The following is a 24,414-nucleotide window of genomic DNA, read 5'->3' as shown; positions in this document are numbered from 1 at the left end:
GGGAGGTGGCACGGCGAAGCCCTGACGGAGGGGTGTCGCCCTCTCGATAGCTGGACACCCCTCCGACGCGCTTATGCGCGCCACCTCCCCTTGCAGGGGAGGAATTTGGTGGTCGCGCGCTTGTCCCCGATCTTGCAGGCGGCTAGCGCCAAGGCGACCAACCAGGGGGTGATCCGATGACGCGGTGGCAGGGCTTGGGCGGCATTCGGGCGGGCCTGTTCCTTCTGGTCTGGCTCTCCTGCGCCTGGTTCGGCTCGTGGGAGTTGAATCCCAACAACGCCACCCGCCTGTTCGCCGCGATCCGCATGGTCGAGGATGGCACCGCGACCATCGATCCCTTCGCGCCGCTGACCATCGACAAGGCGCAGTTCGGGACCCATGCCTATCTCGACAAGGCGCCGGGCATGACCCTGATGGCGGTGCCGGCGGTCGCGCTGACCGATGCGGTGACCGGCGATCGCGCCGACCGGTATCAGCCGAGCGTCTTCGACTTGGGCTTCGTCGACTATCTCAAGCTGCGCACGCGGGTCGCCGCCGCGACCGGCTCGGCGCTGCTGACCGCGATCGCGGCGGTGATGCTGTTCGACCTGGCGCTGATCGTGACGGGCGGCGTCGGTGCGGGCCTGTTCGCGGCCCTGGCCTATGCGCTGGGCACGCCGATCTGGGGCTATTCCACCACGCTGCTCGGCCATGCGAGCGTGGCGGCGCTGTTCGTCATCGCGCTGGTCGGGGTTGCGCGGGGCGGCGGGCGCTGGCTGGCGGTGGCGGGGCTGGCGCTCGGCTGGGCGGTCGTGGTCGAATATCAAGCGGTGCTGGCGGGATCGGTCATCGGGTTTTGGGCGCTGTGGCGGCACCGCACCGACCGCAGGGCGATCTGGCCGTTCCTGGTCGCCGGCTTGGTCGGTGTGCTGCCGCTGTTCGCCTATAATCTCTTTGCCTTCGGGACGCCGTTCCGCATCGGCTATTCGGGCGTCGTCGGGTTCGAGGGGATGCAGCAGGGGCTGTTCGGGCTGACCGTGCCGCATATCGCGGTGCTGCGCGAAATCCTGGTCGGGCCGACGCGAGGGCTGGTCTGGGTCGCACCGATCCTGATCCTGGCGCCGATCGGCCTGTGGCAGCTGGCGGAGGCGCGCGCGACGCGCGGGCTGGCGCTGACCGCCGCCGGGGTGGCGCTGATCGCGCTGCTGGTCAATGCGGCCTATGTCTATTGGGACGGCGGCAACGCCACCGGCCCGCGCCATGCCATGCCGCTGGCCGGGGTCGCGGCGCTGGGGCTGGCGCCGCTCTGGGCGTCCTTGCGCCGGGGATGGCAGCGGGCGGCGCTGGCGCTCCTGCTGGCGGCATCGGTGGCGATCAACCTGACGATCGCGGCGGCGGAGATTTTCGCGCCGCCCGAATATCGCTGGGCCTGGTGGCAGGCGGTGATCCAGCTTCGCTTCCGCCACGGTGACCTTCGTACCATCCCCTCCGAATGGTGGGGATGGACGACATGGGCCGGCCTGTATTTGTGGGTGGCCGTCGCGATCCCGCTGGCCCTGTGGCTGGTTCAGCGCGCGTGGCGCTTGAGCCCGCGCACCCGGTGCCAGATGTAGAAGGCGATCAGCACGACCAGGACGATCCCGATCGCCAGGTCGGCGCGGTGGAAGAAGGCCTTCACGCGCGGGTCCGAATCCCACTTCTCGCCCAGTTCGCGCCCGACGATCGCCAGCACCAGGCAGAAGGGCCAGCTGCCGATAAAGGTATAGAGGTGGAAGGGGACCAGCTTCATCCGCGCTACGCCCGCCGGAAAGGCGATGAAGGTACGGATGACCGGCAGCAACCGCCCGATCAGCACCGCGATCGAGCCATAGCGCGCGAAGAAGCGGTCGGCCGCATCCAGCTCGCCCGGCCCGATCAGCAGATATTTGCCCCAGCGCTCGGCGACCGGTCGCCCGCCGCGCTTGCCGATCTCATAGGCGACGACCGACCCCAGATTGCACCCCAGCGCGCCCGCCGTCGCGGCGAGGTAGAGGTTGAACTGTCCGGTCGACACCAGATAGCCCGCGAACGGCATGATGATCTCGGAGGGGAGCGGAATACACGCGCTCTCGATCGCCATCAGCAGCATGATGCCCAGATAGCCGCCCGTCGAGATGACCCAGATGGCAAAGCTCGCCAGCGCGGAAAGAATATGTTCGACCATGGGGCCAGCGACTTGCGCGATCGGGGGGCGGGGGTCAATCGGAACCGCGCGGGGCCACGGTCGGTTTGGGACGCCATGACCAAGCTGACCCTGAATGACGGCCGCAGCCTGCCCCAGCTGGGCCTGGGCACCTATCAGATCCCGGACTCGCAGGCCGCCATGGTGGTGCGGCGCGGACTCGACACCGGCTATGGCCTGGTCGACACCGCCGCCATCTATGGCAATGAGCGCGGGGTGGGCGACGGGTTGCGTGATGCCGATGTCTTCCTGACCACCAAGCTGTGGAACGACCGCCACCGCGATGCCGAGGCGGCCCTCGACGAAAGCCTGGCGCTGCTGGGCGTCGACGCGGTCGACCTATATCTGATTCACTGGCCGGTGCCGGCCGAGGATGCCTATGTCGAGGCGTGGCAGAGCCTGATCGCGCTGCGTGAGGCGGGCAAGGCCAAGTCGATCGGCGTGTCGAACTTCCTGCCCGAGCATCTCGACCGGATCATCGAGGCGACCGGCGTGGTGCCCGCCGTCAACCAGATCGAACTCCACCCCCGTTTCCAGCAGCGCGAGGCGCGCGCCTATCATGAGGCGAAGGGCATCGTGACCCAGAGCTGGAGTCCGTTGGGGCAGGGCGGCGAACTCTTGAAAACGCCCGAGATCGCCGCGATCGCGGACAAGCATGGCCGCTCGGCCGCGCAGGTGGTGCTGGCCTGGCATCTGGCGCACGGCCTGTCGGCGATCCCTAAGGCGGCGGATGCGGCGCACATGGCGGACAATTTCGCAGCGACCGACCTGACGCTGGACGCCGAGGACATGGCCGCGATCGATGCGCTGGACGATGTGGACGGGCGGATCGGGCCTGATCCCGCGAACATGGGCGCCTGATCCGGACCAGCCGTTCCCTATAGCGGTAACGGCTGTCCCGCCTGCCGATTGTCGGATCGGCCTCGAGCTGTCCATCGCAGTGGACGGAGCAGATGTCCGGTGACATAACGCGATAGCGGCCGTTCCAGATAGACATGGCCTAGCAGCGACAGGGTACAGGTGATCGCCATGATCATGATCGTCGCGAACAATGCCGGGGCCAGTCCGGGCGTGACGTGAAACACGTCAAACAACAGGCCGGTGACGGTTATGATGACGTAGAAATGGACCAGGTACAGAAAGTATGATGCATCGCCCAAGGCGACCGGCCCGCGCCACCGCATCCGCATGAAATAGGGTTCGGCCATCATGATGCCGAAAACGAACAGGAAGGATGCGGCAAACCAATAAGGGTGGCCGTGATTATAGTCGTGATGCCCGTAAAGCATGACCATGCCGGCCAGCCCGGCCAATGCCGTCATGATCCCGACATGGGGTGGCAGGCGATCACCGAATTTGTTCAGGAGGAACCAGATCAGCCCACCCGCTGCGAACTCGAGGATCAGCGGGTTGCCGACGATACGCCCGGTATATTCCGCCACTATCCCGACAAGAACCAGCGCCGCCAGGGTCAGCGATATGGCAATCAGGCGTGTCGAATTGCGGGTGATCGCCAGAATGGCCACGCCTGACAGGAGGTAGAAGAACATTTCATAGGCCAGCGTCCATCCCACGCCGACGATCGGATTGGCGTCGAGGAACAGCAGGTTTTTCACGACGCGTGATGTCCGGAAATAGTGGTTCATGCCACTGAACAGATCATTGCCCGTGATTTGCCAGACCAGAATGACCGACAGGATGACGAGCCAATAGATCGGCACGATACGCCCGATACGTTTGGCCGCGAATATATAGGCCTCACGTCGCCCCTGGGGCAGGCCGTCCATCAGCCCGAACATGACATAGCCGCTGATGATGAAGAAGATGTCGACGCCGATCCCACCGATCCAGCCGTCGTAAAACTCCATGCCGTGTTTCAAAAGAAAGTCATGATTATGCGCCATGACGACCATCAGCGCGGCCATCGCCCGAAGCCATTGCAGGCCGATCAATTTTTTCTGCAGCATGAAGTTGGATGTTCCGACGGAGCATGCCCGTGACGCGCACAGGCGATCGCGCGCGAAGACCGCGCATGGTGATCGATGGCGATCCGCCGCTAGGTCGATGAATTCGTCATGGTCCGCCCCCGATTGGCAAGGGGCGTGGTGAACATTGGCGCTTCGGTGCGATGATGGATTCGTCGACGGTCTCTGTCAGGATCAAGCGCCGGCCGAGTGTCCGGCCTGCCCCATGCGCTCGCCCCTGCGACTGTCGTCAATCCCCCTGCGCCACCGCCTCGGCCGCCATTTTCAGGTCCGCCACGAACCTTGCATATTCGATCTCTTTAGCTGCCGGGTCGGGCAGGCGCAGCAGGTAACTGGGGTGGACGGTGATGAAGGCCGTCCCGCCATCGGACAGGGTCAGCGCCTTCCCCCGCTCGCGGCCGATCGTCATGGCCTTGCCGAACAGCGACCGGGCCGCCGTCGCGCCGAGCGCCACCGTGACTTTGGGCTGGATCAGCAGGCGTTCCTGCTCGACCCACCAGCGACAGGCCTGGATTTCGCCCGCATTGGGCGAGCTGTGGATGCGGCGCTTGCCGCGCGGCTCGAATTTGAAATGCTTGACCGCGTTGGTGACATAGGCGCGCGCGCGGTCGATGCCGGCCTCGGCCACGGCGCGGTCGAAGACTTGCCCCGCCGGGCCGACAAAGGGGTGTCCCGCCAGATCCTCCTGGTCGCCGGGCTGTTCGCCGACGAACATCAGGGCGGCGTCGACCGGGCCTTCGCCGAACACCGTCTGGGTCGCGGGGGCATAGAGCGGGCAGCGCGTGCAGGTCATCGCCTCGTCGCGCAGCGCCGCCCAGGCCGCTTGCGCATTGCCGCCGCGCCCGGAGCGGACATCCACCTTCGCCGTATCGATCATGCCCGTCTCCCGCGCCTGCGCGCCTGCGATCAGTTGCGGGACCAACGCGGTTTCCGGCATGTTTTTCCAGTATTTGCGCGGCATCTCCTTCAACATCGCGCCGATCTTGACGCGGGCGGGATTGAAGATGCTGGCATAATAGGTCTTCCACACCGCCTCGGTCGGATCGCCCTCGGGGGCGTCGGCGCGTGCGGCGCCGGGGCCTTCGGTGAGCGTCTTGCCGTCCCAGTGAAGCGAGACCTCGGGCGTCAGGATCGACCAGCGCATCGTGGTGAAGCGGTTGACGAAGAACGCCGCATTGGCGCGGACGATATGATGTTCGGGCTCGAACCAGGCGACATAGCGCGGGCCGTCGCCGTCCTCGGTCTCACGGAAGCGGAGGAAGGCGCGCATCTTGTGGATGTCGCGCCGCACCGCCTTGGCCAGCCGGTCGAGGCGGCGGATCAGCGGGTCGGCCTGATCCTCGATCAGCCGGGGCTGGCGGCGCAGTCGGTCGAGCGCGGTGTGGAGCAGTGCGAACCGCTCCGGGTCGTTCGACAGGATGACGCTGCGCGCGAGGTCGATGAAGCCGCGGGAAACGTTGAAGCGGGGGGCGGCGGCGGCCGGGCTGTCGTCGGCGACCGCGCCGAACAGGTCGGCGGGTTGGTCGCCGACCTGCCATACGACCTGATCAGGCGGCACGCTGTCGGCGATCAGCCCACGTGCGGCGTCGCGCCAGGCGTCGAAATCATCGGGGGCGGGGAGGGTTATGATGCGCATGGGTAGTAGAGGTGACCCAAAGCTATTCCTCCCCTGCAAGGGGAGGGGGACCATGCGCAGCATGGTGGAGGGGTGTCCCGCTCTCGATAGGTGGACACCCCTCCGTCAGGGCTTCGCCCTGCCACCTCCCCTTACAGGGGAGGAATATGCTGGCAGCTAAATTCAATCGCGCTCGTCTCCGCCGGGCGGGTTGGCCTTGGCTTCCTTCGCCTCGATGGGTTTGCGCTCTTCGTAAATCTCCGCCAGCTTCTGCTCGGTCGCGTCGTCGAGTTCCTTCTCGGCGGCGGGGAACATCTCTTCTTCTTCCTCGTCGATATGATGCTCATAGCGATGGCGCATGTGGAAGAATTTGGACTCCCACTCGTCCGACGCGAAGTCGAGGTCCATCATCTCGCCGAGCAGATCGTCGATCTCCTTATGCTCGGACACCGAGTGGCGCGCATCGTCGCGCAATTCGGGCTCGCCTAGCATGGTGGCGTAGAGCGACTCTTCCTCGGCGGCGGCGTGGCTCTGGATTTCGATGCGGAACGCCTCGAACAGCTTCTTGCGCTTAGGCCCGTCGCCCTTCATCTCGGCGAGTTCCTTCAGCATCTCGCGCTGCTTGTCGTGATCGCGCTTGAGGTCGGCGTAGATTTCGGCGGTGGCCATGATCGTCTCCTTCGCGATGCCCAACGGCGCAAGGTGACGCCCGTTTCACCCGCGAGTCACTCTCAAGGAATCAGGGGCACTCAGCCAAAGAGTTCGAGCTGCTCTGTCTTCGGCTTGACCAGCGGTTTCAAATCCGCCCGCTCGGCCAGCGCCACCGGCCGCCAGTCCTCGGCGATCAGGAAGGGGCGCAGTTTGGTGATCGAGACGGTCAGCCGCCCGACATCCTCCAGCCGCAGCTTGCGCCATTTGCGGGTGGCGATGATCCGGTCGACTGCCTTCACGCCCAGTCCCGGTACGCGCAGCAGCATCTCGCGCGGCGCGCGGTTCACGTCGACCGGGAAATGCTGACGGAATTTCAGCGCCCAGGCGAGCTTGGGATCGATGTCGAGCGGCAGCATGCCCGTCGCCTCGTCCGCCGCGGCCGCTACCTCTTTCGGCTGATAGTCATAAAAGCGCATCAGCCAGTCCGACTGGTACAGCCGATGCTCGCGCATCAGCGGTGGCCGTTGCAGCGGGAGGACGGCGGAGGCGTCGGGGATGGGGCTGAACGCCGAATAATAGACGCGACGCAGGCGAAAGCGATCGTACAGAGTCGCAGCACGCCCGACGATGTCGCGGTCGGTCGCGGCATCCGCGCCGACGATCATCTGGGTCGACTGGCCGGCGGGCGCGAAGCCGGGGGCGGATCTATACTTTTTCGCCGCGTCGGTGCGATCTTCGATCGCGGTCTTCACGTCCGCCATCGCGCCTTCGATCCGGCCCGCATCCTTTTCGGGCGCGAGGCGACGCAGCCCGCCGACGGTCGGCAGCTCGACATTGATCGACACGCGGTCGGCATGGACCCCCGCCAGCCGCACCAGTTCGGGATCGGCGTCGGGAATGGTCTTCAGATGGATATAGCCGCGAAAGCCGTGATCCTCGCGCAGGGACCGCGCGACCTCGACGATCTGCTCCATCGTGTAGTTGGAGGACTTGATGATGCCCGAGGAGAGGAATAGCCCCTCGATATAATTGCGCCGGTAGAAGGCGAGCGTCAGGTTCACCACTTCCTGCGCGGTGAAGCGCGCGCGGCGGGCGTTCGACGATTTGCGATTGATGCAATAATGGCAGTCGAAGATGCAGCTGTTCGTCAGCAGGATCTTCAACAGCGAGATACATCGGCCGTCAGGCGCATAGGCGTGGCAGATGCCCATGCCCTCGGTCGAGCCGATCCCCTTGCCGTCGCGGCTGTTGCGCTTCGAGGTGCCCGACGACGCGCAGGAGGCGTCATATTTCGCGGCATCCGCCAGGATCGCCAGCTTCTCACGGGTGTCGAGTTGCGCCATGTGTTCGATATATGTTCGCGCCTGCGGCGGGGCAAGCGGAACTCCGCCAGTCATCGGCCGTACAGCCCGTCTGATCCAGATTGGCGGTGTCGAGGGGAGACGGATGATGCGTAAGATGATGATCGTGCTGGCTTTGGCGGGTATGAGCGGGGCGGGGCTGAGCGGCCCCGTGCTGGCGCAGGCGGTGGAAACCAACGTCAAGACCGCCGACTATGAATTCGCCTATCGCTATCCCGCCGCCGCCGCGCGGATACCGGGCCTGAAGGCGTGGCTGGAGAAGGACAAGACGGCGATCCGCGCCAAGACCGCGCGCGACGGTGCCGCCGGCCGGCGCGAGGCGAAGCAATCGGGCTTTCCCTATCGCCGCTATTCCTATGAAAAGACGTGGAAGGTGGTGACGGAGACACCGCGTTTCCTCAGCCTGTCGGGCGACAGCTATGACTATACCGGCGGCGCGCATGGCACGCCGGCATCCTCGGCGCTGCTGTGGGACAAGGCGAAGGCGCGGCGGCTGGATACGACATCGGTCTTCGCCTCGCTGCCCGCGCTGCAGGGCGCGATCCGTGCCGATTATTGCAGCAAGCTCAAGGCCGAGCAGCGGCGGCGGACCGAGGGCAGCCCGTCATCGATGAACATCTGCCCGCCGCTCAAGGACCTGACCCTGCTGCTGGGGTCGTCGAGCGGCCGGGCGATCGACCGGATCGGACTGATCGCCGATCCCTATGTCGCCGGCTCCTATGCCGAGGGGGCCTATGAGGTGACGTTGCCGGTCACGCAGGCGGTTTTGGGAGTGGTGAAACCGGAATATCGTGGGGCGTTTGCCGTGCGGCGATAAGAAAGTTCGACCGAAACTATTGGCGCCCGGGGCCCGCTCTTTCCTATGATCCCCGCACAACATCAGGCGCTAGGAGGGCCTTCGATGGCGGACGCGAAGAATTGCTGGATGGGCCAGTGCCATTGCGGCGCGGTTCGTTTTGAGGTGGGTCTCAGCGACGGTTTCAACACGGTACGCCGCTGTAACTGTTCCTATTGTCGGATGCGTGGCGCGGTGGCTGTTTCTGCCGAGATGGGAGGCGTGACGATTGTTCAGGGACAGGACCAGCTGACAAGTTACCGTTTCAACACCGGGAAGGCCGAGCACTTCTTCTGCTCGGTATGTGGCATTTATACGCACCACCAGCGACGCTCCAATCAAAACCAGTATGGCGTGAACGTCGCCTGTCTAGACGGCGTGTCGCCGTTCGATTTTACGGACGTGCCCGTTCATGACGGAGTCCATCACCCCAGCGATACCCTTAAACCGGCAAGGCGTGTTGGCGTACTTCGGTTCGTTTCAGAGGGGCATCAGAACGCTGATCAACCCTGACGCCGCCCGCGCCCTTTGGTCATCGGGTCGGGCTTTTTCGGCGGGACCCAGCCTTCGGGGCGTTCGGGGCGGGACTGGCTGGTACCCAGGCCCATCGCGCCAGGGCGCTGGCGGGTCAGGCCGCTGGTGTCGACGTCCGTATCGTCCGCGCCGCCGCGTAAGAGGTTGATGCGGTCGCGCAAGGCCCGCGCCTCCTCGAAGTCGAGGCGTTCGGCGGCCGCCTCCATCTGGCGGCGCAGCTCTTCGAGGGTGGGGGCGGTCATGCCCGGATCAACGCCTCAGGCGGCGATGCGTGCCGCCTCGGTCTCGGCGATCCAGCCGCCGCCCAGCACCCGGTCGCCGTCGTACAGCACCGCCGCCTGACCGGGCGACACCCCATATTCGGGCGCGTCGAAGACCAGCCGGTCGCCGACCATGCGCGCGGGGACCGGCTTGGCCATCGAGCGGACCTTGGCGAAGAGCGGACCGTCCAGCGGGCCCAGCACGTTCATGCCCGTCAGCCGCGCGGCTTCGACCGCCAGCGCGGTGCGCGGACCGACGACGACGCGCTTGGTATCGGGCTCCAGCCGGACGACATAGAGCGGCTCGGGGCTGCCGCCGATCTCCAGCCCGCGCCGCTGGCCCACCGTATAGTGAATCAGCCCGCGATGCTCGCCCAGCTTCGTGCCCGCCAGGTCGACGATGTCGCCGCGTGTATCCGATTCCGGACGCAATTTTTTGACGAGGCCGGCATAGTCGCCATCGGGGACGAAGCAGATGTCCTGGCTGTCGGGCTTGGCCGCGACGCCCAGACCCAGTTCGGCGGCGATCTCGCGCACCCGCGACTTCGGCAGCGCGCCCAGCGGGAAGCGCAGGAAGTTCAACTGCTCTTGCGTCGTGGCGAACAGGAAATAGCTCTGGTCGCGCGCCGGATCGGCGCCGCGATGCAGCTCAGCGCCGGCCGCCCTCTCGACCCGGCGGACATAATGGCCGGTCGCCAGGCAGTCCGCGCCCAGATCGCGCGCCAGCTTCAGCAGGTCGGTGAATTTCGGCCCCATATTGCACTGGACGCACGGGATGGGGGTGCGCCCGGCGAGATACTCATCGGCGAAGCGGTCGACCACCTGGGTCCGAAAACTGTCTTCATGATCAAAGACATAGTGGGCGATACCCAGCCGATCGCACACCGCGCGCGCGTCGCGGATGTCGCGTCCCGCGCAGCACGCGCCGGCGCGGCCGACCGCCTCGCCATGGTCATAGAGTTGCAGCGTGACGCCGATCGTTTCGGCGCCCGTGGCATGGGCGAGCGCGGCCACGACCGAGCTGTCGACCCCGCCCGACATCGCCACCACGATCCGCTTGGCCCGGGGATCGCCCCCAAGCTGAAAATCCACCATCTGCTCCATGGTCGCCCCCATACGCCTTTCCGATGGGTCATGCAAAAAGCACGGCTCGACGATCGGGGCGGGGGTGGCGGGGGTTGCGAAAAAAGGGGAAGGTTTCACGACCTTTACCGTGTTTTCATATCCGGCCGATATGCAGGGGACAGACCAGACAGGGATGGATTGCGCTTTTGGACCTCAGCTTCAACCGGTTCGATCGGGATACCGAACTCACCGTGTTGCCGCCCGATCTGGCGGTGCTGATGGTCGGCGTGACCGCGCGTCAGGCGGCGAGCCTGACCGCGGCCGTCCAGGCGGGTCTGGTGCGCGCGGCCCCCGATCCGTCGCTGTTCGCGCCGCTGGACGGTGCGTTCAACGGCCCGATGGCCCGGGCTTTGACGCAATGGAGAGCGGGTGAATGATGCGTTAACCGCACGGCGATAGGTGATGTTCAACGGCCCGTGTCCATAAAGGCCCTGGTAAACGATATGGGGTAGGGAGCCCCGACGAGGTAATGATGATCGAGAACCAGAAGATCCGCCCCGCAAAGGTAATCGGACCGCTCGGCGAACCGCTGACGCTGGATACCTTGCCGCCGCCCAGCACCACGCGCTGGGTCGTCCGTCGCAAGGCGGAAGTGGTGGCGGCCGTCAATGGCGGCCTGCTCTCGGTGGATGAGGTGTGCGACCGCTACGGCCTGACCGTGGAGGAGTTCGCCGGGTGGCAGCGGGCGATCGATCGCTCGGGCATGCCGGGGCTGCGCGTCACCCGCATCCAGCATTATCGCTCGCTCTACGAACGTCAGCAGAAATATTGACAAATCGATTTTGCGCCGAATCGATGATACGGGCGCGGAACAAGTAGCGCATTCGCACGTCTTTTCCCCGTGTCCCGCTCGCGGGCCCAACGGAGGGAAAGACAATGGGTATTATCCTGTGGCTTATCGTCGGTGGTGTCATTGGCTGGCTGGCCAGCATCATCATGCGTACCGATGCTCAGCAGGGCATCTTCCTGAATATCGTCGTCGGCGTTGTCGGCGCATTCATCGGCGGCCTGATCTTTGCGGGCGGTTCGATCAACAATGCGGGTCTGACCCTGACCTCGTTCCTCGTTTCGCTGCTGGGCGCTGTCGTCCTGCTGGCGATCGTGAACCTCGTTCGTCGCGGTCGGGTGCGTTAATCGCATCTGCCTGACGAAGGATCGAAAGGCCGTCCGGGTGACCGGGCGGCCTTTTTGCATATGGGTATTCGGCCGCAGCGCCCTCATGGCGCGGAACCGGTCGTCCCGGCCGGTTTGCCATGACGAACGGGCCGGTGACGCCCGCCCCCATGCCCGGACGGCGATGGGGGCGGGATCGGTTCAGCCCAGCAGGAAGCGGACCGAGACGTTGACGGTGACGTCGCGCTCGCCGGGGGCGATGCTGGTCGGGGCGGCGACTTCGGCCGCCATCGCACGCAGCATGACGGGGCGGACGGGACCGCCGGCATTCTCACCATTTTCAGTGATCGACACGATGCGCACGACGCGCAGGCCGGCCGCCTTGGCATAGAGCTCGGCGCGGGCGCGGGCGCGCTTGACCGCATCGGCGCGCGCCTCGTCCAGCGCCGCGTCGGGATTGTCGAGCGACAAATTGGGGCCGTCGATCTGGTTGGCACCCTGCGCGACCAGCGCGTCGAGCACGCTGCCCGACTTGGCGATGTCGCGGAAGCGGATGCTGAGCGTGTTGGTCGCCTGATAGCCGGTGATCACCGGCGGCACATTCTCGCCATAGCGATATTGCGGCTGGAGCTGGACGGTCGCGGTCTGGATGTCGCGATCGGCGACGCCGGCACGCTTCACCGCCGCCAGCACGCGCTGCATCCGCGCGGCATTGTCGGACAGCGCGGCGGCGGCGGTCGCCCCCTGGCTGACCACGCCGGCGCGGATCGTCGCCAGGTCCGGCACGCGGCTCGTCCGCCCCTCGGCCGAGACGTCGAGGACGGTGCCGGCGGCGGGCACCAGCGGCTCGACCGTGGTGGGGGCGGGTGCCGACTGCGCGCCGGCGATACCGGGCAGCAGCGCGGCGGGGGCCAGCATGGCGGTGAGCAGGATCTTGTTCATCAGTGTCTCCCTCGATGTGGACAAGTCTTTGGCCTGATGCGGCAAAACGTGCGATGAACGCGCCACATTCCTTCTGGAGCCGCCTGAATCGGGTGATGTGCAAAGGCGCTTGAGGAGAGTGATGTATTTCTATAATACAGCATCAAAGTGGCGCATCCTGCGTGGTGGAGCGACATAGAGGATGCGGAGCGGGGATTGGTGGCGAACATGAATTACGAGACGGGCGCGATCGGTGGCGGCCAGCATCTGGAGCTTGAGGGGCCGGCGCCAAGCAAGCGGTCGCGCTGGATCGCGATCGTCGCGGTCCTGCTGGTCGCGGGGCTGGCCGCCTGGTTCTTTCTCGGCAACAAGAAGCATGAGGCCGGCGCCACGGCGGGGGCGGGGACCCAGGTGCCCAACATCACCGTCATCGTCCCCGGCCAGCAATCGGTCAGCCGGCTGATCTCGGCCACCGGCACGCTGGCGGCGCGGCGCGAGATGCCGGTCGGCGTCGCGGGTGAGGGCGGGCTCGTCACCCGCGTGCTGGTCGAACCCGGCCAGTGGGTCGGCGCGGGCCAGGTGCTGGCGACGGTCGACCGCTCGGTCCAGACCCAGACCGCCTCGGCGCTCAACGCGCAGGTCGCGGTGGCGCAGTCGGATCAGCAGATCGCGCAGGCCGAACTCGACCGTGCGCAGCAGCTGGTCGATCGCGGGTTCATCTCCAAGGCCGATCTGCAACGCCGCACCGCGACCCGCGATGCCGCCGCCGCCCGCGTCCGCGCGGCGCAGGCGACCTATCGCGAGGCGCAGGCGCGCAACGGCCGGCTCGACATCCGCGCCCCCGCCGCCGGCCTGATCCTGACCCGCGCCGCCGAGCCGGGCCAGATCGTCAGCTCGGGCTCGGGCGTGTTGTTCCGCATGGCGATGGGCGGGCAGATGGAATTGCGCGCGCAGCTCGCCGAATCCGATCTCGTCGGCCTCAGCGTCGGCGCGCCCGCCACGGTCAAGCCGGTCGGCGGCGACCAAAGCTTCAAGGGCGAGGTGTGGCAGGTGTCGCCGGTCATCGATCCGCAGACGCGACAGGGCGTCGCGCGCATCGCGCTGTCCTATGACCCGGCCCTGCGCCCGGGCGGCTTTGCGGCGGCGACGATCCGCGGCGGCACGGCCAATGCGCCGCTGCTCCCCGATTCGGCGATCCAGAGCGACGACAAGGGCAGCTTCGTCTACATCGTCGGCCCCGACAACAAGGTCGCGCGCCGCGACATCAAGATCGGTCAGGTATCGGACAGCGGCGTGACCATCGCCTCGGGCCTGAACGGCAGCGAACGGGTGGTGCGTTCGGCGGGCGGCTTCCTGGCACCGAGCCAGGTGGTGCACCCGATCCTCGCGGGCCGGGAGGCCAAGTGACATGAGTTTCCGCAACATCTCCGCCTGGGCGATCCGGAACCCCGTTCCGCCGATCGTCCTGTTCGTCGCGCTGACGCTGGCGGGGATCGTCAGCTTCATGCGGATGGACGTCAACAACGACCCCGACATCGATTTCCCGATCGTCGTCGTCGTCGTGAACCAGCCGGGTGCTGCCCCGACCGAGCTGGAGACGCAGGTCACCCAGCGGGTCGAGGCGGCCTTGCGGAACCTGCAGGGCGTCGACCAGATCACCTCGACCGTAACCGAGGGCACGTCGCAGACCTTGGTCCAGCTCGACATCGGCACGCCGATCGACCGCGCGGTCAGCGATGCGCGCGATGCGATCACCCAGATCCGCTCGATGCTGCCCGACGGCATTCTCGAGCCGCAGGTGATCCGCGTCGATTCGACCGACAACGATCTCGCCAGCTATTCGGCGGTCGCGTCCAACATGACGCCCGAACAGCTCAGCTGGTATATCGACAACAACGTCACCAAGGAGCTGTTGTCGGTCCCCGGCCTCTCCAAGGTCATCCGCAATGGCGGCGTGACGCGCGAGATCCGCGTCATCCTCGATCCGCTCAAGCTGCAGGCGCAGGGCCTGACCGCCAGCGAAGTCAATGCGCAGCTGCGCATGACCAACCTGAACGCCGCTGGTGGCCGCGCCGAGATCGCGGGCACCGAACAGGCGGTCCGCGTGCTGGGCAATGCCCGCAACGCCTATGACCTGGGCCAGACCCAGATCAACGTACGCGGTGGCCGCACCGTGCGCCTGGCCGACATCGCCACCGTGCGCGACCTGTATGCCGAACAGCGTTCGCAGGCGGCGGTCGACGGGCGGCAGGTGATCAGCTTCGACTTTCAGCGCGCCAAGGGCGCCTCCGACGTCAGCGTCTTCAACGGCGCGGTCGAGAAGCTGAAGGGGCTGGAGAAGCGCAATCAGGAGGTGAAGTTCGTCCTCCGCTCGAACAGCGTGAAGTACACCGAGCAGCAATATGAAAGCGCCATCCATGCGATGATCGAGGGCGCGGTGCTGGCGGTCATCGTCGTTTTCATCTTCCTGCGCGACTGGCGTGCGACGGTGATCTCGGCGCTCGCCATCCCGCTCTCGGCGATCCCGGCCTTCTGGTTCATGGACCTGCTGGGCTTCACGCTGAACCAGATGACGCTGCTCGCGCTCAGCCTGGTCGCGGGCGTGCTGGTCGACGATGCGATCGTGGAGATCGAGAATATCGTCCGCCACATGCGCATGGGCAAATCCGCCTATCAGGCGTCGATCGACGCGGCGGACGAGATCGGCCTGGCCGTGCTGGCGACCACCATGGCGATCGTCGCGGTGTTCCTGCCCGTCGCGCTGATGCCGGGCGTCCCTGGCCAGTATTTCAAGAATTTCGGCCTGACCGTCGTCGTCTCGGTGCTGATGAGCCTAGCCGTGGCGCGTCTGATCACGCCGATGATCGCGGCCTATTTCCTGAAGTCCGCCGGTCATGCCAGCCATGGCGAGGGCAAGCTGATGGACGCCTATATGGCGACGCTGCGCTGGTCGCTGCGCTATGACCGACCGACCGACGGGGCGCGGCGCGGGGTCTTCCGGCGCTTCTTCGGCCGGTTCCGCGACCACCGCCTGTGGGTGATCGGCATCGGCTTCGGCGCGTTCGTGCTGACCGTGGTGATGTTCGGCATCATCCCCAAGACCTTCCAGCCGCCGCAGGACAATGACCAGGCGGTCGCCAAGATCGAGATGGTGCCTGGCACCACGCTGGCGCAGACCGATGTGGTCGTGCGGCAGGTGGCGCAGTTCCTGAAGAAGCAGCCCGATGTCGAATCGGTCTATTCGCGCACCAGCGTCGGCAATGGCCGCGTCGTGGCGACGTTGAAGGAGGATCGCTCGATGAAGAGCACCGACTTCGAACGCTCGCTGTCGCCGCAGCTCGCCGCCATTCCCGATGCGCGCGTGACCTTCCAGTCGCAATTCGGCTGGGGATCGAGCGGGCGCGACCTGACCATCACGCTGGGCGGCGACGACCCCGCCGTGTTGCGTGACACCGCCAACAAGATCGTCGAGCAGATGGGCACGCTGCCCGGCCTGATCGCGCCACGCATCGTCGGCAATCTCGACCGGCCGGAAATCGTCATCCGCCCGCGCCTCGACCTCGCGGCCAATCTGGGCGTGACGACACAGGCGCTGTCGAGCGCGATCCGGATCGCGACGCTGGGCGATATCGACCAGAATTCGGCGCGCTTCTCGCTGTCCGACCGACAGGTGCCGATCCGCGTCGCGCTTGACCAGAATGCGCGTGCGCGCATGTCGACGATCCAGAATCTGCCGGTGCAGACCCAGACAGGCGGATCGGTGCCCTTGAGCGTCGTCGCCGATATCGGCCTGGGCGCCGGCCCGACGCAGATCGACCGCGTCAACCAGCGCCGCCAGGTTACGGTCGGCGCCGATCTGGCCAAGGGCGTCATCAGCGGTGACGCGATGAAGAAGGTCCATGACCTGCCGATCATGAAGAACCTGCCCATGGGGGTCAGCGAGATGGTGCTGGGCCAGGCCAAGATGCAGGCGGAGATGATGCAGAACTTCTTCACCGCGATCATCTCGGCCATCTTCATGGTCTTCGCGGTGCTGGTGCTGCTCTATCGCCGCTTCCTGCCGCCCTTCGTCAACATGGCCTCGCTCCTGCTCGCGCCGCTGGGCGGGTTGATCGCGCTCTATGTGACCGGCAATCCGCTGTCGCTGCCGGTCTATATCGGCCTGCTGATGCTGCTGGGCATCGTCGCCAAGAATTCGATCCTGCTGATCGACTTCGCGCTGGAAGAGATCGCCAAGGGCGTGCCGATCCGTGAGGCGGTGCTCGACGCCGGCCACAAGCGCGCGCAGCCGATCGTCATGACGACCGTTGCGATGGTCGCGGGCATGGTGCCGACCGCCCTGTCGCTGGGCGGCGACGGATCGTGGCGCAGCCCGATGGGCGTGACGGTGATCGGCGGCCTGACCATGTCGACGATGCTGACCCTGTTGATCGTGCCCGCCGCCTTCAGCCTGGCGGTCGGGGTCGAACGCTGGATCGGCCCGCGCCTGGGTCGCCGCCTGCTGACCTACAAGCCCGGCGACGAGCAGGGTGGGCCGGTGATCGAAGGCCCGGCGGGCGGCCCCGCGCTGCCGCCCGCGACCGGCAAGCTGGGGTATGATCCGGCGGAGTGACGAGCCATGATGTCCTCCCCTGTAAGGGGAGGTGGCAGGCCGAAGGCCTGACGGAGGGGTGTCGCGCTATCGAACTGGTGACACCCCTCCGACGCGCTGCGCGCGCCACCTCCCCTTGCAGGGGAGGAATGAAAACCATCCCGCTTCGTTACGCTCGGGAAAGATTCCGCTTGAACAAAGCCGTCGCTCGCGAATTGTTCTGATTGATGGAAGTCGCCATGCGATCGGGGGGTAGCCAGACCGTTCCACCCGCCCTGCGGAAGATGCGGGTCGTGGCGACCGGTCTGCTGGTCACCATGGCGGCGTTGTTCTTGCTCGCCCGCTATCTCCAACCGATCCACCCCGCCTGGGGCTTCGTCCGCGCTTTTGCCGAGGCGGCGATGGTCGGCGGGCTGGCCGATTGGTTCGCGGTCACCGCGCTGTTCCGCCATCCGCTGGGCCTACCGATCCCGCATACCGCGATCGTGCCGCGCAACAAGGACCGGATCGGCGATACGCTGGCCAATTTCCTGCGCACCAATTTCCTGATCCCGCGCGTCGTCGCGCGCCGGATGAACCGGCTGGACGTCGCCGGTGCCGCCGGCCGCTGGCTGGCCCAGCCGCCGCAGGAGGGCGGGCGCATCCGGCGCGGGGCGTCGCGCCTGTTCGCCGAGATGCTGACCGCCTTCGATCCGCAACGCCTGGGCGGCATGGTGAAGGCGGGCATCGGATCGCGGCTGCGCGCGACCGAGGTGTCGCCGATCCTCGGCCAGTTGCTCAAGGCCGCGATCGCCGAGGGGCGGCATGTGCCGTTGATGGAATCGGTCATCCGCTGGGCCGGGCAGGCGCTCGCCGCGAACGAGCCGGTGGTGCGCGCCATGGTGCATGAACGCGCCGGCGCGATCCTGCGCTGGACCGGCCTGGACGAGACGGTCGCCGACAAGCTGATCGACGGCCTCGACAAGCTGCTGCACGACATGGCGGACGACCCCGACCATCCGATCCGCCTCAAGATCGAGGAGGGGCTCGATCGGCTCGCGTGGGACCTGCAATATGATCCCGACATGCGCGCCCGGGTCGAGGCGATGAAGGCCGATCTGATCGCCAATCCGGCGATGCAGCGCTGGCTCGACGGACTGTGGGAACAGGCGCGCGAGGGGCTGTTGCGACTGGCGCGCGATCCCGAGGCGGTGACCGCGGGCAAGCTGGGCGAGACGCTGCGCCAACTGGGCCAGACGCTGCAATCCGATCCCCGGCTGGCGGCCACGATCAACCGCTTCGTCCGACGCGCGGTGGTGGGGATCGCCGCCGATTATGGCGACGGCATCGTCCGGCTGGTGTCGGAGACGGTGCGCGGCTGGGACGCCGACACCGTCACCAGCCGGCTGGAGAATGCGGTCGGCCGCGATCTGCAATATATCCGCATCAATGGCACGCTGGTCGGCGGCAGCGTCGGCTTGGTCCTGCATGTCGTGGACCGGTTGCTTTGAAAACGTCACCAAACCGTCTAATTAAGGCACGGCTTCGATTCGTCGCGGGGACGAAGCGCCTTGTCGATGTCCGCGCTTTCCCGCAAAGAGGCAGGTGATGAACGCCAAGGCCGATTATCAGCTCGATCCGGCGGACGGGGGCGCCCTGCGCTTTACCGGCAATCTGTCGTTGGCGACGCTGGGCGACCTGCCCGAACGGCTGGATCGCGAGGATGCCTCGGTCAAGCGGATCGACCTGTCGCAGGTCGAACGGATCGACACCGTCGGCGCCTGGCTGGTCCACCGCTTCGCCGCGCGCAACGATGCCGCGATCGAGGGGCTGAACGAGAATCAGCGCAATCTGGTCGACAAGGTGGTCGAGGCGGATCAGCCGGTCGCGATGCGGCCCAAGCCGATCAGCCCCTTCGCGCGCGTCGCGGGCGAGGTGGGCGACGCCGTCGTCACCGCGATGAAGACCCTGTACGGCCTGCTGGGCTTCATGGGCGCGACGGTGCTGGCCGGCCTGGCGGTGCTGCGCCATCCCCGCCGGTTCCGCTTCAACGCGGTGGTGCACGAGTTCGAGACGGTCGGCGTCTCGGCGCTGGCCATCATCGGGCTGATGAGCTTCCTGATCGGCATCGTCATCGCGCAACAGGGCGCGGTGCAGCTTCGCCAGTTCGGCGCGGAGGTGTTCACGATCAACCTGGTCGGCCGCCTGACGCTGCGCGAACTGGGCGTGCTGATGACCGCGATCATGGTCGCCGGCCGCTCCGGCTCGGCCTTCGCCGCGCAGCTCGGCACGATGAAGCTGACCGAGGAGATCGACGCGATGCGCGTGATCGGCGTGTCGCCGATGGAGGCGCTGGTCGTGCCGCGCACCATCGCGGCGGTCACGCTGATGCCGCTCCTGGGTTTCTATTCCTCGCTGATCGCGATGATCGGCGGATGCTTCCTGGCGGCGGTGTCGCTGGGCATCCCGCCCGTCACCTTCATCGCGCGTATCCGCGAGGTCGTGCCGATCACCGACCTGTATGTCGGCCTGATCAAGGCACCGGTCTTCGGCGCGATCATCGCCATCGCCGGCTGTTTCCAGGGGATGCAGGTCAAGTCGGATGCCGAGCAGGTCGGCCTGCGCACCACGGCGGCCGTGGTGCAGGCGATCTTCCTTGTGATCGTGCTCGACGCGTTCTTCGCGGTCTTCTTCACCTGGATCGGATGGGACTGATGGCCGGCGGGGAAAACATCATCCAGGTCCGGGGCCTGCGCAACAGCTTTGGCGAGCAGGTCATCCATGACGGCCTCGACCTCGACGTGCGCAAGGGCGAGATCCTGGGCGTGGTCGGCGGATCGGGCACCGGCAAGTCGGTACTGATGCGCACGATCATCGGGTTGCAGACCCCCGATGCGGGCGAGATCACCGTGTTCGGCGAACCGACCATCGGCCGCGAGGCGACCGAGGCGACCGAGGTGCGCAAGCGCTGGGGCGTGCTGTTCCAGGGCGGTGCGCTGTTCTCGACGCTGACCGTGGCGGAAAATGTCGCGGTCCCCCTACGCGAATTCTACCGCGACCTGCCCCAGGCGCTGATGGATGAGATCGCGTCGTACAAGGTGGTGATGACCGGCCTGCCCGCCGACGCGGGGCCGAAATATCCCGCCGAACTGTCGGGCGGCATGAAGAAGCGCGCCGGCCTGGCGCGCGCGCTCGCGCTCGACCCCGAACTGCTCTTCCTCGACGAGCCGACCGCCGGGCTCGACCCGATCGGTGCGGCGGCGTTCGACCAGCTGATCGCGTCGCTCCAGAAGACGCTAGGGCTGACCGTCTTCCTGATCACCCATGACCTCGATACGCTCTATGCCATTTGCGACCGTGTCGCGGTGCTGGCCGACAAGAAGGTCATCGCGGTCGGCACGATCGACGAGCTGATCGCGCTCGACCATCCGTGGATCGAGGAATATTTCAAGGGACCGCGCGGCCGCGCCGCCATCGCCGCCAAGGACGAGGTCGCCGGCATGGCGCCGCGCTCGGCGGACGCGGATGCGGCGCGCCACCCCACCGAAGTCGAAGCCCATGCCACCGGCCAGCATAGCCAGGGCAATGCGGCCGATGCCCATGCGAGAGGCGAAGCAGGGACACGCTGATGGAAACCCGTTCGAACCACGTCCTTGTCGGCTCTGTCGTGCTGATCCTGCTCGCAGTGCTGGCGATCTTCACCGTCTGGATCGCCCGGCTGGGCGGCACGTCGGAGAAGCAATACGACATCTTCTTCCGCCAGTCGGTGGACGGCCTGGCCGTAGGCTCGGGGGTCACCTATTCGGGTGTGCCCTCGGGGCAGGTGAAGGAGATTGCGCTGTGGCGTCCCGATCCGCAGTTCGTGCGCGTGCGTGTCGCGGTCAAGGAAGAGACGCCGATCCTGCAGGGCACGACCGCATCGATCTCGGCCAGCTTCACCGGCACCAGCACCATCTCGCTGGATGGCGCACGGAAAGGCGCGCCGCCGATCGCCTGTCCGCAGCCCGAGAATCTGACGCTCTGTCCTTACGGCGTGCCGGTCATCCCGACCAAGCAGGGCGGTATCGGTGCGATCCTGAACTCCGCGCCGCAGCTGCTGGAACGGCTGTCGACGCTCACCGAGCGGCTGACCGGGCTGTTGTCCGACCGCAACCAGGCGTCGATCGCGGGAATTCTCGACAACACCAACCGCCTGACCGATGCGCTGGCCGATCGCGGGCCGGAGATTGCCGCGACGCTGGCGCAGACCCGCGTGGCGATCCAGCAGGCGGGCGATGCGGCGCAATCGATCGGCCAGCTGGCGGCGACCACCAACGGCATCCTCGCCGATGAGGTGAAGCCGACCATGGCCAATCTGAACAAGGCGATCGCCTCGGCGCAGAAGAGCGCGGACACGCTGAACTCCGCGATCGGCGATGCGCGGCCGGGCCTGCAGACCTTCTCGAAGCAGACCGTGCCCGAGGTCGATCGTCTGGTGAAGGACCTGCGCGTCATGACCCAGTCGCTGTCGGCCGTCGCCGAAAAGGTCGACCAGCAGGGCGCCGGGTCGCTGATCGGGCAGCAGAAGCTGCCGGACTATAAGGGCAAGTGAGGAAGCCGATGAGGACCGTCATGAAGACTCCGCTGATCGTTCTGATGGCATCGCTTCCGCTGGCCGGGTGCATCAGCTTCGGGGCCAAGCCGCCCCCCTCGCTGATGACGCTGCAGGCGCAGTCGGCGCCGACCGTGGGCCAGACGCAGAATTCCGCGCGCGCCAAGTCGATCACCATCCAGGTGCCGACCACGCCGCAGGAGCTGGCGACCGCGCGCGTGCCGGTGCAGGAGGACACGACCAGCATCGCCTATGTAAAGGACGCGCAATGGGCCGAGCCGCCCGCGCGGCTGTTCGCACGGCTCGTCTCCGACACGCTGACCGCGCGTGAAGGAAGGGTGGTCTTGTCGGCGCGCGAGTCGGTGGCCGATGCCGGCGATCGCCTGGCGGGCGAGCTGCGCCAGTTCGGCATGGACGCGGTACGCCGCGACGCCGTGGTGGTGTTCGACGCCTCGCTGATGCGCGACGGCCAGACCGCGATCGAGAAGCGCCGTTTCGAGGTGCGCGTGCCGGTCGGCAAGATCGACGCGGAGAGCGTCGGCCCCGCGCTGAACCAGGCGGCGAACCAGGTCGCCCAGCAGGTGGCGGACTGGGTCGGACGGTAACCGCGACCAATCCTCGCCGGCGACGGCCAATCGACGTTCATTCCATTCCTCCCCTGCAAGGGGAGGTGGCAGGCCGAAGGCCTGACGGAGGGGTGTCCCCGTTGGCGAGATAAGTCTTCGCTTACGACCGGGGATGCCCCCCATCATGCCCGCATGGCTCCTCTTACAGGGAATCGTTGCGAAATTGGAGAAGGATGACATGAGGTGGATTCGTCATTGCGAGCGTAGCGAAGCAATCCAGTGTCCAGGCAAGACGCTCTGGATTGCTTCGCTACGCTCGCAATGACGGCTTGGGTCAAACTGACGTTATCCCGCTCTAGCGTTTCCCGCCTGTCAGGCACCACCCCGTCGAAGGCCGGGGTCCAGACGCTGAATGCTTTCCATCGCTTATCAGCGCTTACCCGACCGGACCTCGGCCTGCGTCGGCGTAGTGCAGAGCTTTGCAACGGTCCCTAACCGGGGTGGACGGAGGATGGCCTTGTCTGAATGTCGATACGCCCCAGGGGGGGGCAAAGTTTGACATGCCCGGACGATGTCGGGAGCAGGGCTCGGCAGTTGAACCGCTCTCGCGACCAGTGACACCCCTCCGTCAGGCCTTCGGCCTGCCACCTCCCCTTGTAGGGGAGGAATGGATTCAGCCCGCGTGCGCGATCGCTAGCACCCGTTCCGCGTCGGCGAGATGCAGCCGCTCGACCATCTGTCCGTCGAGACGGATCGCGCCCAGCCCGGCATGCGCCGGCTCGGCGAACGCCGCCACCACCTTGCGCGCCCAGGCGATTTCCGCCTCGCTCGGGCCGAAGCCGTGATGCGCGGCGGCGATCTGGCTGGGGTGGATCAGTGTCTTGCCGTCAAAGCCCAGCCGCCGCCCCTCGGCACATTCCTCCGCCAGCCGCTCGGGCGCGTCGATGGCGTTGCAGACGCCGTCGAGCGCGATCAGCCCCGCCGCGCGTGCCGCGACGACGATCTGGACGCGCAGCGGGCGCAGCGCCTCGGGGGCGGGCGGGGAGGGCAGGCGCATTTCCTTGGCCAGATCGTTGGTCCCCGCGACCAGACAGGTCAGGCCCAGTTCCGTCGCCGCCCCGGCCAGCGCGCCCAGCGACAACACGCCCCGGCACGTCTCGATCATCGCCCAGAGCGGCACGCCCGGCCCCAGCGCCTGCCGGGCCGCCGCCAGCGTGGCGACGTCATCGACCTTGGGGATCAGCACCGCCGCCGGCCGCACCTCGGCGAGCGCCGCCAGATCGTCGGCGGCCCATGGCGTGTCCAGCCCATTGCTGCGCACCACCAGCAGGTGCTTGCCAAAGCCGCCCTCACGCACCGCCGCGACCGCCGAATCGCGAGCCGCCGCCTTGGCCTCGGGTGCGACCGCATCCTCCAGATCGAGGATCACGGCATCGCTGTTGAGCTGGCGCGCCTTGGCGATGGCGCGGGGATTGGAGGCGGGCAGGAACAGCGCGCTGCGCAGGATGGCGGTCATGGATCAAATATATGCGGATGTAGCCCATCATGCCATTGGCGAAGCGATGGCCGGTCACCACTTCGCCGGTGTCAATCGGGGGAGGAGCAGGTGGGGGGATCGATGATGCTGGTCGCAATCATGGTGGCGGCGATGCTGATGGTACGGCTCCATCCCGGCCTGCCGGTCAGCCGCTGGCTGGTCGGGGTGACGGTCGATCCGCTGGCGCGGCGGCTCAACCGGACGACGCCGGCCCAGTGGGTCGTCCTGATCGGCGGCGTAGCCCTGATCGGCCTGGCGATCTGGTTCGAGATCGACGAAATCCGCATGTTGGCAGGGCTTGGCGGCTCGGTGGGCGAAATCACGACGCTGTTGTCCACCATCGAATGGAGCGGGATGGTCGAGCTTGGCATGGCCGGGCTGATGTCGCGGACGGTCGTGGCGCGCTTGCCAGTCTTTCGCCATGTCGTTCGCATGCGTTCCCAGCGGAACACGACGCGATCCGTTCGCTCCCGGACCCCGGCGAATGACGAAGGCGATGGAGGGCCGGTCCGACTGATCGCTTGATCCGGATCAGGCCATGGAACGAAAG

The 24,414-nt window shown here is 66.7% G+C and carries 24 protein-coding genes; 15 read left to right on the top strand and 9 right to left on the bottom strand.

Annotation, left to right across the window (positions count from 1 at the left end):
- Nucleotides 1–176: 176 nt before the first annotated feature.
- On the top strand, nucleotides 177–1,592 hold the full coding sequence (locus tag ACQHGV_RS12270) for a hypothetical protein (protein ID WP_440978388.1): 1,416 nt from the start codon (nucleotides 177–179) through the stop codon (nucleotides 1,590–1,592).
- Here ACQHGV_RS12270 and ACQHGV_RS12265 read toward each other — a convergent pair.
- Nucleotides 1,547–2,182, bottom strand: coding sequence for a DedA family protein (locus tag ACQHGV_RS12265; protein WP_183950335.1), 636 nt, complete (start codon nucleotides 2,180–2,182; stop codon nucleotides 1,547–1,549). The genes ACQHGV_RS12270 and ACQHGV_RS12265 overlap by 46 nt on opposite strands.
- Nucleotides 2,183–2,257: 75 nt before the next feature.
- Between ACQHGV_RS12265 and ACQHGV_RS12260 the strand changes: the two genes are divergently transcribed.
- On the top strand, nucleotides 2,258–3,061 hold the full coding sequence (locus tag ACQHGV_RS12260) for an aldo/keto reductase (protein ID WP_440978387.1): 804 nt from the start codon (nucleotides 2,258–2,260) through the stop codon (nucleotides 3,059–3,061).
- A 17-nt stretch (nucleotides 3,062–3,078) separates the two neighbouring features.
- Here the strand turns inward: ACQHGV_RS12260 and ACQHGV_RS12255 are convergent, their stop codons facing one another.
- The 4 genes from ACQHGV_RS12255 to ACQHGV_RS12240 form a co-directional block, all read right to left on the bottom strand.
- A complete protein-coding gene (locus ACQHGV_RS12255) occupies nucleotides 3,079–4,167 on the bottom strand; it encodes an acyltransferase family protein (protein ID WP_440978386.1) in 1,089 nt (362 codons plus the stop codon).
- A gap of 247 nt (nucleotides 4,168–4,414) precedes the next feature.
- Nucleotides 4,415–5,821 (bottom strand): UdgX family uracil-DNA binding protein, encoded by a 1,407-nt coding sequence (locus ACQHGV_RS12250; RefSeq protein WP_440978385.1) that lies wholly within the window; start codon nucleotides 5,819–5,821, stop codon nucleotides 4,415–4,417.
- Nucleotides 5,822–5,983: 162 nt separating this feature from the next.
- Entirely contained in the window at nucleotides 5,984–6,469 is a 486-nt protein-coding gene (locus tag ACQHGV_RS12245) for a hemerythrin domain-containing protein (protein WP_440978384.1), read from the bottom strand.
- Between the two features lie 80 nt (nucleotides 6,470–6,549).
- Nucleotides 6,550–7,794 carry a putative DNA modification/repair radical SAM protein gene (locus tag ACQHGV_RS12240; RefSeq protein ID WP_440978383.1) on the bottom strand — a complete coding sequence of 415 codons (1,245 nt, stop codon included), beginning with the start codon at nucleotides 7,792–7,794 and terminating at the stop codon, nucleotides 6,550–6,552.
- 103 nt (nucleotides 7,795–7,897) lie between these two features.
- Between ACQHGV_RS12240 and ACQHGV_RS12235 the strand changes: the two genes are divergently transcribed.
- Together ACQHGV_RS12235 and ACQHGV_RS12230 are read left to right on the top strand one after the other, a co-directional pair.
- On the top strand, nucleotides 7,898–8,629 hold the full coding sequence (locus tag ACQHGV_RS12235; RefSeq protein ID WP_440978382.1) for a DUF4163 domain-containing protein: 732 nt from the start codon (nucleotides 7,898–7,900) through the stop codon (nucleotides 8,627–8,629).
- An 84-nt stretch (nucleotides 8,630–8,713) separates the two neighbouring features.
- Nucleotides 8,714–9,160 carry a GFA family protein gene (locus ACQHGV_RS12230; RefSeq protein WP_440978381.1) on the top strand — a complete coding sequence of 149 codons (447 nt, stop codon included), beginning with the start codon at nucleotides 8,714–8,716 and terminating at the stop codon, nucleotides 9,158–9,160.
- On the opposite strand, the gene ACQHGV_RS12225 is transcribed toward ACQHGV_RS12230, so the two are convergent.
- Both ACQHGV_RS12225 and mnmA read right to left on the bottom strand, forming a co-directional pair.
- On the bottom strand, nucleotides 9,151–9,423 hold the full coding sequence (locus ACQHGV_RS12225) for a UvrB/UvrC motif-containing protein (RefSeq protein WP_183950342.1): 273 nt from the start codon (nucleotides 9,421–9,423) through the stop codon (nucleotides 9,151–9,153). The genes ACQHGV_RS12230 and ACQHGV_RS12225 overlap by 10 nt on opposite strands.
- A gap of 15 nt (nucleotides 9,424–9,438) precedes the next feature.
- A complete protein-coding gene (gene mnmA / locus ACQHGV_RS12220) occupies nucleotides 9,439–10,536 on the bottom strand; it encodes a tRNA 2-thiouridine(34) synthase MnmA (RefSeq protein WP_440980201.1) in 1,098 nt (365 codons plus the stop codon).
- Nucleotides 10,537–10,712: 176 nt separating this feature from the next.
- Between mnmA and ACQHGV_RS12215 the strand changes: the two genes are divergently transcribed.
- From ACQHGV_RS12215 to ACQHGV_RS12205, 3 genes are all read left to right on the top strand, one after another.
- Nucleotides 10,713–10,943 carry a hypothetical protein gene (locus tag ACQHGV_RS12215; RefSeq protein ID WP_183950343.1) on the top strand — a complete coding sequence of 77 codons (231 nt, stop codon included), beginning with the start codon at nucleotides 10,713–10,715 and terminating at the stop codon, nucleotides 10,941–10,943.
- A 95-nt stretch (nucleotides 10,944–11,038) separates the two neighbouring features.
- Entirely contained in the window at nucleotides 11,039–11,338 is a 300-nt protein-coding gene (gene sciP / locus ACQHGV_RS12210) for a CtrA inhibitor SciP (protein WP_042484057.1), read from the top strand.
- 104 nt (nucleotides 11,339–11,442) lie between these two features.
- Nucleotides 11,443–11,700: a GlsB/YeaQ/YmgE family stress response membrane protein gene (locus tag ACQHGV_RS12205; protein WP_042483991.1), complete on the top strand. Its 258-nt coding sequence runs from the start codon at nucleotides 11,443–11,445 to the stop codon at nucleotides 11,698–11,700.
- A gap of 180 nt (nucleotides 11,701–11,880) precedes the next feature.
- Here the strand turns inward: ACQHGV_RS12205 and ACQHGV_RS12200 are convergent, their stop codons facing one another.
- Nucleotides 11,881–12,621: an SIMPL domain-containing protein gene (locus ACQHGV_RS12200; protein ID WP_183950344.1), complete on the bottom strand. Its 741-nt coding sequence runs from the start codon at nucleotides 12,619–12,621 to the stop codon at nucleotides 11,881–11,883.
- A gap of 207 nt (nucleotides 12,622–12,828) precedes the next feature.
- Here ACQHGV_RS12200 and ACQHGV_RS12195 point away from each other — a divergent pair, with 207 nt between their 5' ends.
- The 7 genes from ACQHGV_RS12195 (at nucleotide 12,829) to ACQHGV_RS12165 (ending at nucleotide 22,366) form a co-directional block, all read left to right on the top strand.
- Nucleotides 12,829–14,007 (top strand): efflux RND transporter periplasmic adaptor subunit, encoded by a 1,179-nt coding sequence (locus ACQHGV_RS12195; RefSeq protein WP_440980200.1) that lies wholly within the window; start codon nucleotides 12,829–12,831, stop codon nucleotides 14,005–14,007.
- Between the two features lies 1 nt (nucleotide 14,008).
- Nucleotides 14,009–17,212: an efflux RND transporter permease subunit gene (locus tag ACQHGV_RS12190; protein WP_440978380.1), complete on the top strand. Its 3,204-nt coding sequence runs from the start codon at nucleotides 14,009–14,011 to the stop codon at nucleotides 17,210–17,212.
- Nucleotides 17,213–17,475: 263 nt separating this feature from the next.
- Entirely contained in the window at nucleotides 17,476–18,681 is a 1,206-nt protein-coding gene (locus ACQHGV_RS12185) for a DUF445 domain-containing protein (RefSeq protein WP_440980199.1), read from the top strand.
- Between the two features lie 97 nt (nucleotides 18,682–18,778).
- Nucleotides 18,779–19,885, top strand: coding sequence for an ABC transporter permease (locus ACQHGV_RS12180; RefSeq protein ID WP_409787478.1), 1,107 nt, complete (start codon nucleotides 18,779–18,781; stop codon nucleotides 19,883–19,885).
- The gene (locus ACQHGV_RS12175) at nucleotides 19,885–20,799 is read left to right on the top strand and encodes an ABC transporter ATP-binding protein (protein ID WP_440978379.1); all 915 of its coding nucleotides are present in this window, start codon (nucleotides 19,885–19,887) and stop codon (nucleotides 20,797–20,799) included. The genes ACQHGV_RS12180 and ACQHGV_RS12175 overlap by 1 nt, the downstream gene beginning before the upstream one ends.
- A complete protein-coding gene (locus tag ACQHGV_RS12170; protein WP_440978378.1) occupies nucleotides 20,799–21,761 on the top strand; it encodes an MlaD family protein in 963 nt (320 codons plus the stop codon). Before ACQHGV_RS12175 ends, ACQHGV_RS12170 begins: the two co-directional genes overlap by 1 nt.
- 20 nt (nucleotides 21,762–21,781) lie before the next feature.
- Complete coding sequence (locus ACQHGV_RS12165) at nucleotides 21,782–22,366, top strand: ABC-type transport auxiliary lipoprotein family protein (RefSeq protein ID WP_440978377.1); 585 nt, start codon at nucleotides 21,782–21,784, stop codon at nucleotides 22,364–22,366.
- Nucleotides 22,367–23,000: 634 nt separating this feature from the next.
- Here ACQHGV_RS12165 and ACQHGV_RS12160 read toward each other — a convergent pair.
- Nucleotides 23,001–23,843: an HpcH/HpaI aldolase/citrate lyase family protein gene (locus tag ACQHGV_RS12160; RefSeq protein WP_440978376.1), complete on the bottom strand. Its 843-nt coding sequence runs from the start codon at nucleotides 23,841–23,843 to the stop codon at nucleotides 23,001–23,003.
- Nucleotides 23,844–23,945: 102 nt separating this feature from the next.
- Between ACQHGV_RS12160 and ACQHGV_RS12155 the strand changes: the two genes are divergently transcribed.
- Complete coding sequence (locus ACQHGV_RS12155) at nucleotides 23,946–24,389, top strand: hypothetical protein (RefSeq protein ID WP_440978375.1); 444 nt, start codon at nucleotides 23,946–23,948, stop codon at nucleotides 24,387–24,389.
- The last annotated feature ends 25 nt before the right edge of the window (nucleotides 24,390–24,414 follow it).

The organism is Sphingomonas pseudosanguinis (genome assembly GCF_052056765.1).
GTDB classification, from domain to species: Bacteria; Pseudomonadota; Alphaproteobacteria; order Sphingomonadales; family Sphingomonadaceae; genus Sphingomonas; species Sphingomonas pseudosanguinis.
This window is presented reverse-complemented; position numbering and strand designations above follow the sequence as displayed.

Bases quoted from the DNA above. Each gene is read 5' to 3' on its own strand.
- ACQHGV_RS12190 (WP_440978380.1), top strand. From the start codon at position 14,009: ATGAGTTTCCGCAACATCTCCGCCTGGGCGATCCGGAACCCCGTTCCG.
- ACQHGV_RS12260 (WP_440978387.1), top strand. From the start codon at position 2,258: ATGACCAAGCTGACCCTGAATGACGGCCGCAGCCTGCCCCAGCTGGGC.
- ACQHGV_RS12195 (WP_440980200.1), top strand. From the start codon at position 12,829: ATGAATTACGAGACGGGCGCGATCGGTGGCGGCCAGCATCTGGAGCTT.
- ACQHGV_RS12245 (WP_440978384.1), bottom strand. From the start codon at position 6,469: ATGGCCACCGCCGAAATCTACGCCGACCTCAAGCGCGATCACGACAAG.
- ACQHGV_RS12165 (WP_440978377.1), top strand. From the start codon at position 21,782: ATGAAGACTCCGCTGATCGTTCTGATGGCATCGCTTCCGCTGGCCGGG.
- ACQHGV_RS12225 (WP_183950342.1), bottom strand. From the start codon at position 9,423: ATGACCGCCCCCACCCTCGAAGAGCTGCGCCGCCAGATGGAGGCGGCC.
- ACQHGV_RS12200 (WP_183950344.1), bottom strand. From the start codon at position 12,621: ATGAACAAGATCCTGCTCACCGCCATGCTGGCCCCCGCCGCGCTGCTG.
- mnmA (WP_440980201.1), bottom strand. From the start codon at position 10,536: ATGGTGGATTTTCAGCTTGGGGGCGATCCCCGGGCCAAGCGGATCGTG.
- ACQHGV_RS12240 (WP_440978383.1), bottom strand. From the start codon at position 7,794: ATGGCGCAACTCGACACCCGTGAGAAGCTGGCGATCCTGGCGGATGCC.
- ACQHGV_RS12155 (WP_440978375.1), top strand. From the start codon at position 23,946: ATGATGCTGGTCGCAATCATGGTGGCGGCGATGCTGATGGTACGGCTC.
- ACQHGV_RS12250 (WP_440978385.1), bottom strand. From the start codon at position 5,821: ATGCGCATCATAACCCTCCCCGCCCCCGATGATTTCGACGCCTGGCGC.
- ACQHGV_RS12230 (WP_440978381.1), top strand. From the start codon at position 8,714: ATGGCGGACGCGAAGAATTGCTGGATGGGCCAGTGCCATTGCGGCGCG.
- ACQHGV_RS12160 (WP_440978376.1), bottom strand. From the start codon at position 23,843: ATGACCGCCATCCTGCGCAGCGCGCTGTTCCTGCCCGCCTCCAATCCC.
- ACQHGV_RS12255 (WP_440978386.1), bottom strand. From the start codon at position 4,167: ATGCTGCAGAAAAAATTGATCGGCCTGCAATGGCTTCGGGCGATGGCC.
- ACQHGV_RS12205 (WP_042483991.1), top strand. From the start codon at position 11,443: ATGGGTATTATCCTGTGGCTTATCGTCGGTGGTGTCATTGGCTGGCTG.
- ACQHGV_RS12170 (WP_440978378.1), top strand. From the start codon at position 20,799: ATGGAAACCCGTTCGAACCACGTCCTTGTCGGCTCTGTCGTGCTGATC.
- ACQHGV_RS12180 (WP_409787478.1), top strand. From the start codon at position 18,779: ATGAACGCCAAGGCCGATTATCAGCTCGATCCGGCGGACGGGGGCGCC.
- sciP (WP_042484057.1), top strand. From the start codon at position 11,039: ATGATCGAGAACCAGAAGATCCGCCCCGCAAAGGTAATCGGACCGCTC.
- ACQHGV_RS12185 (WP_440980199.1), top strand. From the start codon at position 17,476: ATGCGGGTCGTGGCGACCGGTCTGCTGGTCACCATGGCGGCGTTGTTC.
- ACQHGV_RS12235 (WP_440978382.1), top strand. From the start codon at position 7,898: ATGATGCGTAAGATGATGATCGTGCTGGCTTTGGCGGGTATGAGCGGG.
- ACQHGV_RS12270 (WP_440978388.1), top strand. From the start codon at position 177: ATGACGCGGTGGCAGGGCTTGGGCGGCATTCGGGCGGGCCTGTTCCTT.
- ACQHGV_RS12175 (WP_440978379.1), top strand. From the start codon at position 19,885: ATGGCCGGCGGGGAAAACATCATCCAGGTCCGGGGCCTGCGCAACAGC.
- ACQHGV_RS12265 (WP_183950335.1), bottom strand. From the start codon at position 2,182: ATGGTCGAACATATTCTTTCCGCGCTGGCGAGCTTTGCCATCTGGGTC.